Raw genomic sequence first — 15,373 nt, forward strand, 5'->3', positions numbered from 1 at the left:
AACTCAGAAGTGAAACCTCTTAGCGCTGATGGTAGTGTGGGGTTACCCATGTGAGAGTAAGTCATCGCCAGCTCATTATTCGAAACACCCCCTGACTAGTGCAGGGGGTGTTTTTTTATGTGTGAAATACTTTAGAAATTAGAAAAATTGGAATTTTATAAATAAAGGATATACAGAAAGAGGGCTTGGAGGATGTGATAAGGCATCACAGAATACCGTTAGGAGATAATGCTGTCATTGTTTACATTACCAACTTTTAAGTCCTGCATTATAGAATGTAGACTCATTATTAAAGCGTGACTATTTAGACTGGTTTTTAAAAAAATAAAATATATCAATAATTAGCTGCAGTGAATTGGTATTCGATGTCATATTATTAAGAGCTTATCTTAGAAGTTAAAATACAACTAAATAAGTACTTGCTGAGCTATTGTCACTATATTATTTTCAATTTAAAGAGTGGTGACATTTATATTTTAATCATTGAAATAAAGAAAATACACCATGAGAGAATCTCTTTTATGATCTTTAATAGGCTATATAAGAGCCTAAACAGCATGAAAAACTATTAATATGGTGAGACGTAAAGTAATTTAAATGGATAAGTAAAAGATTTTTTAATTAACATACTTGGTTACGACCTAAATTTTTTGCTTGATACAACCGATTATCCGCTATTTTAAATATTTCTTGTATGTCTTCATTATCTTCAGGATAGAAAGCAATTCCAATCGATATGGTTACCTTCGGCAGATTGTCGGACTGTAAATTTTCCATTCTTTTACGAAGCCTTTCAGCTGCTTTATAAACAGAGTGAGCTTCAGCACTATGTACCAAAACAACAAACTCCTCACCACCTAAACGACAGCAGACATCATTCTCACGGAAATTTTGCTTAATCTGCTGTGCAAGTGAGATTAAGACAGCATCGCCTTGGTCATGTCCGTATGTATCATTAACCTGTTTAAAATGATCCACATCAATCATTAATAATGCAAACTCGCTATGCATTTTTTTTAATTCATTAATAAATAGATCCATACCACGACGGTTAAATAAACCAGTGAGTGGATCTGTATTGATATGTTGATTCAATTCACTAATCTTATCTTTAAATTTTTTAGAACTAAATAGTAAAGCAGTGCGAAAGCGTAAAACCTCAAAGTACCATGGATTAATTTCGCGAATTTTATCATCCGTTTCTGGCTGATTTAATATACCTGCCATTTGCGCAAGACTATGTAACGGTGAGGAAATATAATAAGTTATCCTCCAAATAATTATAAATATGAGAACATAAAATATAAATATTCCAAATGCGGCTTTGAGTAAAATACTATTGGCTTGTTCTAAAAGCTCTTCTGTAGGTTGCTGTGAAACTACTAGCCAGTTCACACTAGGAATATGAGAAAAACCTGCGAGATTGTCTATACCTTTACTATTTACTAAATGAATTGAGCCATTTTTATACTGTTTCATGTAGTCTAGGCCAGTATTTCCGATAATTTTTTCACCAATTCGTGTAGGATCAGGATGGAAAATAATTCGATTATCTTGATCTACGACATACATATAGCTTCTTTTATAATCATAGGAACCAGATAGAAGCTGATTTATTAAATTTTTGCGTTGTAAATATATTGATCCAGTGATCATACCTTGGTAATTTCGGTTTTGATCAAAAATAGGTTGCGTCATTAAGACAATAAGATTATTGGATATTGCTAGATACGGCGGGGAAATATATGTCTTTTTCAGTTTTAATGATTGTTCTATACCGACAGTTCGGTGACTAACATTCGTATTAAATTTAAAATTATGCGGTTCAAAATGTTTGATGATCGCATTTTGATCTACGACAGAAACGGTATTGAAATTATTGGATTGGTATTTAAGTCGATGTAATTCACTTTTGATAATAGTTTGATTACTAAAGTCATGACCAATAATTTTTGCACTATAATTTAATCCTTGTAGCATGCTTTTTAGGTGTTGATCTGCACTAATTGCAACTTTTGAAGCATATTTTTGATTTGTTAAAAGAGAGTTTTCTATTAATTGTTTTTTAATGACATAGTTGATAATGCAAATTGATGCAATAAATAGACAAGAAACACAGATGATATTTAGGATTAAAATCAGCTTTTGTAAATCTAATTTTAAAAATGCCGCAATCTTCTTTAGCACCCGTCATATCCTATGTTTGAGTTGAGTTATCTTAGTATATTTTTAGTACTTCGGCCAATATTTTATGAAACAGATCACATTTTATTCCATATTCTTTTTGTATTCTGAAGACATAGTATATTGTAATGTTTTCCACATCAATAGAATCAATACATAGTGTAATGAATTGAGACAATCTATTTAAATGATGAATCATGCCTGCAAAAAAAAATCTAAAAACGATTTATTTGCTTTATTTTGCTAATTAAGTCACATTTAAGATAAATATTGTTTACTGTACATCAATAAGTTGTATGTGCTTTAGATTGATAGAGGTAAATGATATGAATGCTATTATGTGGGATGAAGAAAGTATTTTTCCAGAAAAAATCGAAAATTTTAAGAAATTCTTAAAAAAATACCTTAAATTAAATAATTGCACTACTTTACTGGAAAATAAGCCTTTTCATTACGATCCCAAACGCGATGAGTTTTTAAATCGAGATATTCAAGAGTATTACCACCTTTGGTCGATGGTCTAACTTATTGAATGACATATTGTAAAATAATGGATTGAAAATATAGCTACTTTACGTCTTAAAATATTAAGTTAAGGTAAATATAAAAAATAGCTAGGATTTGAAAATCAACCGTTTATTATAAAAAGTGGTTACAACTGATGGTGTAAAAATAACAAAACTTTTTGAAGTATTGGGAAGGTTGATGATCCTAATGATTTTGCGGAAATGAAGTTGCTCTTTCTTGCTACAAAAAGTGTGAAAGTTGTATCTTATTTTATAGTAGGTAGAAATAAAATACGGTTACTTGCGGTTGTAATGTATCAGGCAAAGCACGTATACATTCGTTATATCTTTCCCCCATAAAGAATTTGGCAAAGCTAAATTGAATGAGTCTGTATGAATGGGCTTTGTTATATAAAAGTGAAAATAACTAGACCACTTTTATCCAAGTGCTTCAATTTTTTTCAATAACTTATTTGCTCTCGGGACATAACGTGTTGATCTACTAAGGCTTTACATTCTTTATTGCTGGAATGATTAGCTACAAATCTCAATTTAAAAAATTTATCAGCTGTACTTTGTGTGACGGATAAGATTTGTATTGGCTGGATCAAACTGTTCATCAAAGTAAATCTTTGTGCTTGTAACTTGCGGACATTATTTGTGTTGAGCTGTATGCGTATATGAAGGATTTCAGCATCTATGATTGCTCTATGAATATGAATTATCTGGAAGTAGTACAAAAGGTTTACTTGGATAACAATAAATTGTAGGTAGATTTAATTTGTACTGAACATTACTCAGACAAAAAAATGATAAAAATCACATTTTTCACTTATTATGTTGCTAAGTATAAATACTTTGTTGAGCATAGAAGTGAAAAAATTATTATTAGTTTTGAGCATATTTATGTCCATTCAAGCGTTCGCTGTTAACATGCAGTCGATTCGAGGAAATTTTGGTTTTGTTGAACTTGGTGATAGTTATAGCAAAATGCAAGATGTATTGGGTCATCCTGAATCTTCTTATGAGCATACTATTCGTGATGCGAGAGGACGAGCTCATCCAGCCATCACCTATAAATATAAAGTAGATAATTCTTACTATGCTATTACTGTCGTAGATGGAAATATTTACAAGATTGACTGGGAACGTTAAGACGATTTTTTATTGAAATCCTATTTTAAAAGCAGTCGAATCGATATATTTAAAAATTTTCTATAATTTAGAATCAGTAATTGCATAAAATTGGAACTAAGAGGATAACTTGCAATATGTTGTTGATTAGAATGAAGGGAATCTGCAATTTTTAAATTTAACTCGTACCACACGCTGGTAAAGCAAATAACTTCTATCTAGAACTTCCTTATAATGGTTTTTTATACATAAAAACGATAAATTTAGATAAATATAAATACATGATTAATAATGTGTATTTTTCTCTAAAGTATACAAATTTTGAAATAATTTAATTAAAATAAATTTGTATACTGATTTGTATACCTGTTATCTCCTAAAACCGCCTTTTAGATGCAATGCAATACAACTCTAAAAAGTTAATAACTTGTTGTAAATACTAAGGAATATAGCTTAATGCTTAGCATTCCAATCCAGTCCAAACTAGGTGGATTCTACTTTTTCTACTATGCCATTGTTGGTACATTTATGCCATTTTGGAATCTTTATTTAGAAGACCAAGGGTTTAATTATCAACAAATTGGGTTGCTTTCATCCATTGCAATTATTACACGTTTTTTTGCGCCTTTTATTTGGGGGTGGATTGCAGACAAATCAGGAAAGCGTATGTTGCTGGTACGTATAGCAACATGGATGGAGTGTTGTATATGGTTACTGATTTTTATTATTCCTAATAGTTTTCAATCAATTGCATTACTTATGCTGATATTTAGTTTTTTTCAAAATGCGATATTGGCACAATTTGAAGGTGTGACCTTATTTTGGTTAGCAGAAAAAAGAGCACAATTATACGGTAAGGTCCGTAAATGGGGTTCTATAGGATTTATTATTGGGGTGTTTGGCATTGGAGCGTTGCTCGAAATAGTCCCAATATCAATGTTACCGATTATGTTGTTATGTATTGCCTCTTTGGCTTTTCTTTGGTCATTTACAATACGTGAACCAGCTACAGCACCTACATCGCAAAAAATACTAGAACCACTATGGCCCATTTTAAAACGTCCCGTGGTGGCAAGTTTTTTTGTCATAGAACTGATTATGCTATTTTCACATGCACCGTTTTATAGTTTTTATAGTAATTACTTAAAGCAAGCCAATTATAGTACAACAGAAATAGGCTTTTTGTGGTCAGTGGGAGTTATCGCAGAAATAATCATGTTTGCATATGCCAATGTATTTTTTACGCGCTTTTCATGGCGGATGTTGGTGGCAATCTGTTTAATTTTAACCAGCTTACGTTGGATAATGGCTGGACTTTTCCCTGACTTATTTGCAGTACAATTCTTTGCTCAATGCATTCATGCTTTTAGCTTTGGTTTATTTCATCTCATTGCAATGCGGATTATCTTCCAAAATTTTTCGGCGGGACAACAAGGTCGTGGGCAAGCCCTTTATAGTACGATGTGGGGACTTGGCGTGGCTATTGGTAGTATTTTAGCTGGGCATTATTGGGAAATATATACAGGGCAAGTAATGTTTGTTGTGGCAGGTATTGTGGTTCTATGTGGTTTATTCTTTGTAAAAGGCTTACCTAAAGCGGTGAATCTTAGCCATTAAGAAAAAGTTTGAGATCTAAAATGCACGATATTATTGCTTCTTTTAGTAGCTCATTATTACCTTGTTACGGCCTTGTTCCTTTGCTTGGTAAAGTGCAAAATCGGCTTTATTAATTAGATTTTGAATTGTTTCGGGTGATGTGGCTGCATATTGCGTCATGCCTATACTCACGGTAATTGGAATTCTGCTTGGCCATGAATTTGTATTGGTGAAGTTTCGATAATATTTCGCAATCTTTCCGAAATACGCAGAGCTTCATTGTGTTGAATGTTTTCTAAAAGAATAACGAATTCTTCACCACCTAGTCGTGCAAACAAATCTTTATCGCGTAAATGTTGGCGAATCTGTTCGGAAAACTGCTGTAAAACTTGATCCCCAGCATAATGGCCGTATTGATCATTAATTTTCTTAAAATGATCAATATCTAACATGAGTAGCGTAAAACTACGTTTAGGGTGAAGTGTTAAGAGCTCTTCACTGAGTTGGAAGAAGTAACGGCGGTTCATGGCTTGGGTTAAGCTATCGTAATTTGCAAAATAGAGAACTTTTTTATATAAGTGATGTCTATTTTCACTAATGATACACAGCAGTAAGGGTGCGAGACTGAGCATACACAAACCAATCCGCACTGACATGGACGTACTGAGATAAATCTCAGGGGATACAGCGACATAAAACTGGTTGAGACTGTGGTAGGTTGCAAGTAAGGCTAAAAAGTTAATAACAGTGACAGTAAAGAGTCGATAGCTAAGTGCAACCCAAATTAATGCAGCTAAAGGATAGAGTAAAGCACCAGGTCCAGAAAATAGATAAGTTAGGGCCACACAAAAAATAACAGCAATTGCCGGAAAAGCTTTTTGAATGGGGTAGGTTTTAGTACGACGATTATGAATAATTTTTTTGAATTCGTCATAGGTTGGGAATGCCAATACCAAAGGTAAAATTAAAATACAGTTCAACATTTCTCCTGTCCACCACATACTAAAATCGACCAGTAGGCGGTCTGTAGACATGAATGTATTGGGGACAAACGGAACTGTAAAAATAGCAAAGACAGCACTCGCTAAACATCCACCAAAAGTACAAATGCTAAACAAGCCTAAAAAAGTTAGACCTTGATGATATTTTCTATAGTTAATTTGGAAAAATTGTATAAAAAACAATGAAACGGCTGTATTAATTAAATTTGCGAAAGTTAAAATAGTGGTCAGTTGTAGAAAGTTACCCGTGAGTAAGTCTGCAAGCATGTAGCCACAAAAAGCACCTAGCCAGCCACTGCTTGTATTTAAATTTGGATAGCGTAGAAAAATAGCGAGCAAGACAGCATTGGCTGGCCAAAAGAAAGCGAGAAAAGAAAGTGGTCGAGAAGCAATACCAACGAGACAGCTGATCAAGATAATCAGGGCAACGCCCAAAAAAACACTACTTTGTATGATATTCGGTGAGGCTGTACGCATAAATGGATTGACTTCCCTTATATAGCCTAAGTAATACGGTATTTATTGAAGCATTTTACTAAATTAATTATAAATGCACGAGTTGTCTCCGATGAAGCTCATTGTGTGAATACCATAAATATAAGGCATTAAATATGATAACGGGCATTGTTGAATATATTGGTGAAATGATTGTTATAAATTGGTGATTATTGGTGGTTTTTTAAAAAAATGTGTTAATTTAGCACACATGGATAATATGACTGAATAAACGTATGAAAAAGACATCTTTAACCATTTTACTAATGTTATGTGCTGGTGTAGCTTCTGCTTCAGATAATAAAAAAAATGATCAAAATCAAAATGTCACGCCACAGCAAAATGTAGCTAATTCATTTAGGGTGATTACTCGTCCTGAAATTGTGGGTCTATGGGGAATGGAAATTCCAAATAATCGCAAGTGCATCGAATATTATAATTTCAAAAGCGATAATGATGTCATTATTAAAAGCGGTGAGGAGTGGTCATCTGGTATTTACGATTACCAACCTTCAGCACAACCAGACGAACAATTGCCTGCTTTAGTGTTGCAAGTAAAATTTGATAACAACCAAAAAGATTGTTCAGGCCAGCAAGTCGATCAAACTGGAGAAATTTCACAGTATTTTGTGAAATGGAAAAATCCAAGCACAATTAATTTCTGTAGTAATGATCAAGCTGAAAAATGTTTTGCGACTTTATATCGTGTATTGCCATAAGTGATTTAAAGCCAATAAAAAACCGCTCAATTGAGCGGTTTTTTATTTACTGTTGTTTATTCTTTTTCAGAATGACCTTCAACTTGTTTCAACATGTACTTTTCTAAGTAATGGATATCCATTGCTTTTTGGCAGAAGTTTTCATCTTGTAGGATTAAATCTTTATGTAAAGGAATATTGGTTTTAATCCCTGTCAAAATGATTTCGTCTAAAGCTTGCTTCATACGTGCAATACAAGTTTCACGGTCTTTGCCATGAGCAATCAGTTTTGCAATCATAGAGTCGTAGTAAGGCGGAATACTATAACCTTGATAGATATGAGAATCTAAACGAATGCCTGCACCACCTGGTGCATAGAAATGCTCAATTTTACCCGGTGAAGGCATAAAGGTTGTTGGATCTTCAGCATTAATACGGCATTCCATGGCATGACCCTTGCACTCGACATCTTCTTGTTCGATGTTAAGTCCGAGGCCTGCAGCAATGCGTAATTGTTGCTCAATAATATCGATACCTGTCACCATTTCAGTGACAGGGTGCTCTACCTGTACGCGTGTATTCATTTCAATAAAGAAGAATTCATCTTCTTCAAAAAGAAACTCGAAAGTACCTGCGCCACGGTATTGCATCATTTTACAAGCATTCACACATGCTTCTAAAATTTCTGCGCGTGCTTGTTCTGGTAAGCCCGGTGCTGGTGCTTCTTCAAGTACTTTTTGATGGCGGCGCTGTAAAGAGCAGTCACGGTCATACAGATGAATTGCATGGCCATTACCATCTGCTAACACTTGTACTTCTACATGGCGAGGTTTTTGTAAAAAACGTTCCATATAGACTGTATCATCGCCAAACCACATTTCAGCATCACGTTGTGCAGCTTGTACAGATTCGAGTAGGGTATCTACGCGTTCTACAATACGCATACCACGACCACCACCACCAGAGGCAGCTTTTACGATCAGTGGGAAGCCAATTTCTTTGGCTTCAGCCAAGGCATTGTTTGGTGTAACTGCATGAGCAGAACCAGGTACAGTAGGCACACCAGCTTTACGCATTGCCATAATGGCAGAAACTTTGTTCCCCATCAGGCGAATATGTTCTGGGCGTGGGCCAATAAAGATAAAACCTGAGCTTTCTACAATTTCTGCGAATTCAGCATTTTCAGATAAAAAACCATATCCAGGGTGGATTGCATCAGCACCTGTAATTTCAGCCGCTGTAATAATGGCTGGAATATTTAGATAACTTTCACTGCTCGCACCTGGACCAATGCAGACTGCTTCATCACAAAAGCGTAAATGCATGAGGTCTTTATCTGCATCGGAATAAATCCCTACGGTTTTAATTCCTAAAGTTTTGCAGGCCCGTGTAATGCGTAGTGCAATTTCACCACGGTTTGCAATTAAAACTTTTTGCAACATTATTTTTCCCCGAGGTTTTAGGCGCGGTAGCGGAAAAGTGGTTGACCAAATTGAATCACTTCGCCATTTTTCACTAGAATTTCTTCAATCACACCACTTTGAGTTGCCTCAATTGGGTTCATGATTTTCATTGCTTCAATAATACCCAGTGTTTCACCTGCAGACACAGTTTGACCAACTTTTACAAATGGTGCTTCGCCCGGATTTGGTGCTGCATAGAACACACCAACCATTGGTGAAGTTTCAACAGCACCACGAGGTGATTTTGCTGCTGGTGTAGGTGCAGCAGGAGCAGGCATTGCTGGAACAGCTGCTGCTACAACTGGATTTCGACGTGTGAGAGCGATAGATTGATCGCCTTCTTTCACTTCGATTGCCTGTAAGTCAGATTCAATCATCAGGTCGATGAGTTTCTTGATTTTACGGATATCCATGAGACTGTATTCCTAAATTAAGATTGCAAAGTTGGTTGAATTTTGTCGATAGCAAAGTCAAGCGCTGACGCGTAGCCTTTTGCACCTAATCCGCAGATAACACCTACGGCTTTATCAGATAAATATGAATGATGGCGGAAAGCTTCACGTGCATGTACATTAGATAAATGTACTTCGATGAATGGAATTGCTACGCCAAGAAGTGCATCACGCACCGCAACCGATGTATGTGTTAAGGCTGCTGGATTGATAATGATAAATTGAACGCCGTCTTGTTGTGCTTGATGGATTCGGTCCACTACAGCACCTTCCCAATTGCTTTGGAAAGTTTGCAGAGAAATAGAGGCTTTTTGTGCTTGTTCGGTGAGTTGCTGGTTTATATCCTCAAGTGTGAGGTGTCCATAAACTTCTGGTTCGCGCTTTCCTAGCAAATTAAGATTCGGTCCGTGAATGACCAAAATGGTCGAACTCATTCAGCATGCTCCAATTAAAAAATTGCAAAATTACTTTGCAAGATATCTGCAAAGTTTGCGTATTATGGCACATTTTTCCATATTTTATTTATAAATTCTTTGAATTGACATGAATCTAGTGTGCCAGATTTGGGCTATATAATGCGAATTTTGCGGACATTTGGCAATGTTAAAAGATTACAAATTTTATAGTTATGTCTGTTTTTTACATTGTAAGCCGAATTGGCTAAAACTGTTATTATCATTTGTGTAACGGATGTTTTGATGTTGAAAAATGTAAGGAGGAAAATAGTCCTGCTTTAGATCCTATTGAACCTGCGCCGTATAGTGAGTCTATAAGATTGAGTTGAATCGATCGGTTGTTGTACTCACTCTTTCAAAATTTAAATGCATAATTTGATCTATGTGGAATCAAAATTAAACGTTTAAATTTTAGTGTACTTTTATGTTGAGCTTTTCTAAATTCACATTAGATATTAAACATAAATTATGATTAAAAACAGTATTTTGGCTAATTACTCTAATTTAAGTCAGCGTATAAAGAAGAATTTGAATGTTTGGGAAATAAAAAATCTAAATCTGATGTGTTACTTAAAACAATAACTAAGGGCTCATAGTTGATCAATTTTGTACTCACTGTGTGATACAGCACTTTTTAAGAAGTACGAAATTTTGAATAGGTTTGTAGATACATTGCGTATATACAAAATTTAAAAGCCATCGAGTGTACTTCAGAAAAGTTCAAAGCCTTGGATTGACGAATGTGCTCAATATTGTTTATTGAAGTTTCTACTTGTTTGAATGGATTTTAATCACAGGAATGGCAAAAGCACTATTTATGGGATTGGTTTATGTTTCATATATATATTGATGTTATTTCGATGGTATCTGTTTGAGCATTTTTATAGCATTAATGGCAGTCTAGGTTGACGCTATTCATGAGTAAGATAAGGTTTTGAGTGGAAGATGATGAAATGGGGGGAGTGAGAACATCAGTCCAATAGTAGTTTAAAAGCAGTATGTAAATTGTCAGTATTAAAACAAAAGTACATTTTGTCGTGAGTGTTACTGTTTACTTTCAGTCTATACAGAATCTTAAATGGCTCAAATGATTGCATATAATCATTTCAGATCATATTGTTGTGCTGTGTTTAAAATATGAACAGAATGGTATGTAATACTTTATGGAAATAAATACATAAATATTGTCTATTTAAATGTTATGAGGGTGAGCTTGTGAAAAAATACATTTTAAAAAGCCTTGGACTGACCATGGTACTTAGTGCTCTTGTTGCATGTCAGACTACGCCTATGCCTCAAAAGAATGCTGCCTTGGGTTTGTTGATCTGTGAGCCAAATGAACTTTGCCCAATTGTGCAAGTGAGTTGGAATGAGCAAGCTTTAGATCATGTTGGTATTAAAGTATCATTAGATAGCGTACAACAAAATTACGATATCCAAAAAATTACCTTTAGTAATGGTACAGAAGAGTTAAGTTACGGTCCTACTGCGAAGACGACAAATCGTATGTACTTTGGTATGCACCGTTCTCAAAATAATTTTAGTATTCCTACATCGCTTGTTCATACATTGAAAGGAGATAATATTTCAATGTCAGTTCATACAAATCAAGGGACTTTAGAGCGTTATATTTATAAATCAGGCCAAGAGTCTTTAATTTTTCAGCAACTCAAATCTATACGCGTCCAAAAATAAGTATAATCATTGGCTTACATATATGAATAGACTCCAAGTGAGTAAGCTTACTTGGGGTTTTATATTGAGATCTCGAATAGTTACAAACTGTACTTGATGTATAGTCTACACGCTTGAAATCATCCGTCAGCTATCATTTGTAGAAAAAACTCACCGCGATTCAGTAAAGCACTTTATTTTACATTGATAAGAAGCTCAGTCTGAATGAAGCTAAATCTGACTTCACTTGATTGTATAAGGTTAATGAAAGCCTTAAACTGCGTGCATGATTAAACACAGAAAAGAGCTTTAAAGATGGATGCTGATTTAATTGAAGAACAGCAGTTGGTCTGTGAAGAGTATGGTTCGGCATATCGCGCCGTAAAAGAAACAGATACAGTAGCAATTGCCTTGCAAACCTTAAATAAAGAACCTGTAGTTGGTCTGCGTAAACTACCAGATGATAATAATGTATCGTGGTTTATTTATGGTGGTGAGTTAGATGCTTCAGAAGATTTTTTTGAGCTCATTAGTGTAAAAGAATTGATGAAAGAGTTCCCTGAAGCACTTCCATATTTAGCGCTGGACACTGGTTATAGGTTTATGATCGATTCAGATGATTATGAAGATGTGTGGAAAGAAGGCGATGAAGCATAAAAGTCTTTATGCATTTCTGCTGACTTGTACTGTGCTGTCATTAAGTCAGACGGCACAGTCTGAGGTACTAACACAGCAAAATTATGATGCACAGATACAACATTATCTTGATGTAATTAAAGCAACTAAGCCTATTTTGGATGATCCAAAATCAATAGCAGATGCATCGGCAAAAAGTGAGGCTTTTTGCCAACGTATAGATGCCTATCAACGTATAGTGAAGTTGTCTGAAGACAATAGCCAACTCGATATGGCTTCTATCATGCACATGGCAGCGAAAAACTTTTTGGATCGACAGCAACAGAGTTTAACTAAATCTGGTATGACGACTGGCGCAATGTGTAAAACTACACCAGCAAAACCAGAGAAATGATTCAAAAATTGTAAAGAGAAGGCTTAAGTTGAAGCCAACTTGATAAAATGGCATATAACGACACAAAAATAGATAAAAGTGATAACTAGTTCGTATTAATATATAGGCTTAAGCTTAGACATAAATAATACTTCCCTGGTTATTTATGCTCTGGCTGAATAACTTCATCGTCATGCTTGATGTTATTCAATTAGCCACTGAAGAGTGGCTTTTTTTTTGCCTTATTTTTTTCCTAAGCTTCTTGCCTCAAGTATTCACTTCATACACGGCGCTTAGTAGCCAGCTTTGGATGATTTCTAACTAAGCTTTTGAGTTGTTTTTAATAGAATAAGCCTAAGCATCCTTCTTATATCTTATACAGCTTTATTGTTTTATATCGCTTCCAAAGAGAAAGAGTATTGATACGCTTTTAAGTATCTATGTATGGGAGGACGTGTTCTACTATCGCTAATCTGGTATTGATGTACGTGTGCTGTTTTATGGATGCACAATACAAATGACGTTGTACCCGTTCAGAGAGCTGTCGTATTTCATTATTTAGGTGACTTAAGCATTGTATATATCTAATAAAAATAAGATTGAGCGAGTATTTCAGCTCAATTTTGAATTTTATGTCAAAAAATAGACAATAGTGAAGTTAATATGAATAAAAATATATGTTTGTTCGAAATTTCTCGGGGATATATCTCGTGAATTTTAAATATTATTAAGGTTTTTTAATAAAAATATATGGTGAAATTCTATGACAATCGCCGTATTGGCGTGATTAGGATGCCTTAATGGATTTGAATACTTAACAAATAGAAGAAATTATCGAAACAATGGAGTAGAGGTGATGTTCGGTTCATTCTGGAGTGAAATTTTAGCTCAGTTTTCTCATAATTTTGCTTTGTATCGTTATTTAAAACAGAAAAGGACTACTAAGTTAGATTTAACGCAGCACAACTCAATTTATTTATATGATGTCTTTGCATTGCACAATTTAAAAATTAAAGCACTTAAGGATTATCATTTTTATAATAATGAACTTTATACGCATTTCATTTCTCATTTTAAGACCAGTGCCGAGGAGTTAGAACAGTTACGTGCTGTATTAATCCTATATTTGAAACGCAAATATATACTCAATATCAGGTTGATCTTTCAATGTTAAGTGGCTTCTCAAATTCTAAGTCGCCATTACAAGAGTTTCAAACAATTGAGGCATTTGTTGAAAAGCAGTGTCCATCTTATATCAGTGAAATCTCTGCACAGCGACTTGAAGCGATGTTGGCACATCGGGAAATTAGGATCATTCATTCGCCAAATACAAGCACTGATGAGTTTGTGGTTTTTGCTTGGTTAGATAAACTATTTATTTCCAATACGGGAGGCTCTCACCATTTGGCGGCCGCACACTATATTGCAAAGCAATTGAATTATGCGGTGCCCTTAATTGCAAATTTAAGGTGTTATGTATTGGATGAACATTACTTCAAAATATTTCATCAACACTATGCCGCCTTTGTATTGCCAAGAGCTGAATTGGATGATGCCATTCAATATTTTGAGCAGAGTAATATACGCTTTATAAAATTAGTCGAAAGGCATAAAGAATTAGAAATCTTCTTTTTTGCTAGATCTACAGACAATCATAAAATTATTTCTATATTCGAAGAAAAGTATCGTTCACTCAATGAGATGATTTCTTGGTGTGTCGCTAAGCAAGCTCACAACGTCGTATTACAACAAATTCTATCTAAAAATAGTTGTTTATAATGAATTGTTCAAAGAATAGATGAAATAAGACTTGCATAAACAAAAAATATACATATTATAAAAACATATAATGTTTATTGGATCATCACTCCCATGCATGACTTTCTTTGGGCTTTTTTAGGTGGCGCCCTATTAGGCATTTCTGTCGTTGGTTATTTGTATATCAATGGCAAGATTGCAGGTATTAGTGGCATGATTGGTCAGATAATACATCCAGAAGGGCTTTTGCAGAAACCCGCATTTTGGTTTTTACTAGGGATTGTCGTGATCCCATTTATTTACGGTCTATTTATACAACCAGAAATTGTACTTAATGCGAGTATATGGCAATTGATTGTTGCTGGCTTGTTAGTCGGCTTTGGTACACGCCTTGGTTCAGGTTGTACTAGTGGGCATGGTATTTGTGGAATCAGTCGGCTCTCAAAGCGTTCATTAATTGCAACAGGCATATTTATGTTAACCGGTGCTATTACAGTATTTGTGGTACGTCATGTTGTAGGAGCAGGCGCATGAAAAATATTTTTGCTTTTCTGTTTGGTGGATTATTTTCAATTGGGTTAATGCTGTCAGGTATGTCTAATCCTGAGAAAGTATTAGGCTTTTTAGATGTTGCAGGCCAGTGGGACCCGAGTCTGGCATTTGTAATGATGGGTGCAATTTTAATTACATTTATACCATTCCAATTGGCTGTGCGCCGTAATCGACCCAAAACAGTTTTTGGTGATGCAATTGATTTACCACAAGCAACACAAATTGATTCTAAATTAATTTTAGGCGCTGCAATCTTTGGAATTGGTTGGGGTTTAACAGGTGTTTGTCCAGCACCAGCATTTACTTTAATTGGCTTAGGTTATACACAGATTTTATATTTCATTGTTGCGATGTTTATAGGCGTATTTGCCCATAAAAAAATCACAGGACATTAAT

15 protein-coding genes and 1 pseudogene are annotated in these 15,373 nt (G+C 34.8%); 11 read left to right on the top strand and 5 right to left on the bottom strand.

The window, feature by feature from the left end:
- Positions 1–621 precede the first annotated feature (621 nt).
- Positions 622–2,187 carry a sensor domain-containing diguanylate cyclase gene (locus tag HYG93_RS16825; RefSeq protein WP_120364887.1) on the bottom strand — a complete coding sequence of 522 codons (1,566 nt, stop codon included), beginning with the start codon at positions 2,185–2,187 and terminating at the stop codon, positions 622–624.
- A gap of 323 nt (positions 2,188–2,510) precedes the next feature.
- On the opposite strand from HYG93_RS16825, the gene HYG93_RS16830 reads away from it, so the two are divergent.
- The 4 genes from HYG93_RS16830 (at position 2,511) to HYG93_RS16845 (ending at position 5,441) form a co-directional block, all read left to right on the top strand.
- Positions 2,511–2,708 (top strand): hypothetical protein, encoded by a 198-nt coding sequence (locus tag HYG93_RS16830; protein ID WP_178962706.1) that lies wholly within the window; start codon positions 2,511–2,513, stop codon positions 2,706–2,708.
- A 168-nt stretch (positions 2,709–2,876) separates the two neighbouring features.
- A complete protein-coding gene (locus tag HYG93_RS19705) occupies positions 2,877–3,050 on the top strand; it encodes a type II toxin-antitoxin system HigB family toxin (protein WP_350337704.1) in 174 nt (57 codons plus the stop codon).
- A gap of 513 nt (positions 3,051–3,563) precedes the next feature.
- Complete coding sequence (locus HYG93_RS16840) at positions 3,564–3,845, top strand: hypothetical protein (protein ID WP_106986345.1); 282 nt, start codon at positions 3,564–3,566, stop codon at positions 3,843–3,845.
- A 435-nt stretch (positions 3,846–4,280) separates the two neighbouring features.
- Positions 4,281–5,441, top strand: a complete 1,161-nt coding sequence (locus tag HYG93_RS16845) for an MFS transporter (RefSeq protein WP_106986344.1) — start codon at positions 4,281–4,283, stop codon at positions 5,439–5,441.
- Between the two features lie 42 nt (positions 5,442–5,483).
- On the opposite strand, the pseudogene HYG93_RS19615 reads toward HYG93_RS16845, so the two are convergent.
- Positions 5,484–6,898: pseudogene (locus HYG93_RS19615) on the bottom strand (diguanylate cyclase).
- Between the two features lie 254 nt (positions 6,899–7,152).
- Here HYG93_RS19615 and HYG93_RS16855 point away from each other — a divergent pair.
- Entirely contained in the window at positions 7,153–7,635 is a 483-nt protein-coding gene (locus HYG93_RS16855) for a hypothetical protein (protein ID WP_106986342.1), read from the top strand.
- A gap of 56 nt (positions 7,636–7,691) precedes the next feature.
- On the opposite strand, the gene accC is transcribed toward HYG93_RS16855, so the two are convergent.
- From accC to aroQ, 3 genes are read right to left on the bottom strand one after another with little or no spacing between them, the layout of a single operon-like run.
- Positions 7,692–9,056, bottom strand: coding sequence for an acetyl-CoA carboxylase biotin carboxylase subunit (accC, locus tag HYG93_RS16860; RefSeq protein ID WP_178962707.1), 1,365 nt, complete (start codon positions 9,054–9,056; stop codon positions 7,692–7,694).
- Between the two features lie 17 nt (positions 9,057–9,073).
- On the bottom strand, positions 9,074–9,490 hold the full coding sequence (locus HYG93_RS16865; protein WP_106986340.1) for a biotin/lipoyl-containing protein: 417 nt from the start codon (positions 9,488–9,490) through the stop codon (positions 9,074–9,076).
- Positions 9,491–9,507: 17 nt separating this feature from the next.
- Positions 9,508–9,963 carry a type II 3-dehydroquinate dehydratase gene (gene aroQ, locus HYG93_RS16870; protein WP_106986339.1) on the bottom strand — a complete coding sequence of 152 codons (456 nt, stop codon included), beginning with the start codon at positions 9,961–9,963 and terminating at the stop codon, positions 9,508–9,510.
- 1,236 nt (positions 9,964–11,199) lie between these two features.
- Between aroQ and HYG93_RS16875 the strand changes: the two genes are divergently transcribed.
- From HYG93_RS16875 to HYG93_RS16900, 6 genes are all read left to right on the top strand, one after another.
- Positions 11,200–11,679, top strand: a complete 480-nt coding sequence (locus HYG93_RS16875; RefSeq protein WP_106986338.1) for a hypothetical protein — start codon at positions 11,200–11,202, stop codon at positions 11,677–11,679.
- 294 nt (positions 11,680–11,973) lie between these two features.
- Positions 11,974–12,315, top strand: a complete 342-nt coding sequence (locus HYG93_RS16880) for a hypothetical protein (protein ID WP_106986337.1) — start codon at positions 11,974–11,976, stop codon at positions 12,313–12,315.
- On the top strand, positions 12,305–12,688 hold the full coding sequence (locus HYG93_RS16885; protein WP_228198936.1) for a hypothetical protein: 384 nt from the start codon (positions 12,305–12,307) through the stop codon (positions 12,686–12,688). Before HYG93_RS16880 ends, HYG93_RS16885 begins: the two co-directional genes overlap by 11 nt.
- A gap of 1,116 nt (positions 12,689–13,804) precedes the next feature.
- Complete coding sequence (locus tag HYG93_RS16890) at positions 13,805–14,446, top strand: DUF6685 family protein (protein WP_372659206.1); 642 nt, start codon at positions 13,805–13,807, stop codon at positions 14,444–14,446.
- 93 nt (positions 14,447–14,539) lie between these two features.
- The gene (locus HYG93_RS16895) at positions 14,540–14,959 is read left to right on the top strand and encodes a YeeE/YedE family protein (RefSeq protein WP_106986333.1); all 420 of its coding nucleotides are present in this window, start codon (positions 14,540–14,542) and stop codon (positions 14,957–14,959) included.
- Positions 14,956–15,372, top strand: coding sequence for a DUF6691 family protein (locus HYG93_RS16900; protein ID WP_117008035.1), 417 nt, complete (start codon positions 14,956–14,958; stop codon positions 15,370–15,372). The genes HYG93_RS16895 and HYG93_RS16900 overlap by 4 nt, the downstream gene beginning before the upstream one ends.
- The last annotated feature ends 1 nt before the right edge of the window (position 15,373 follow it).

The sequence above is a fragment of the Acinetobacter sp. SwsAc6 genome (assembly GCF_013391565.1).
Classification (GTDB): domain Bacteria; phylum Pseudomonadota; class Gammaproteobacteria; order Pseudomonadales; family Moraxellaceae; genus Acinetobacter; species Acinetobacter cumulans.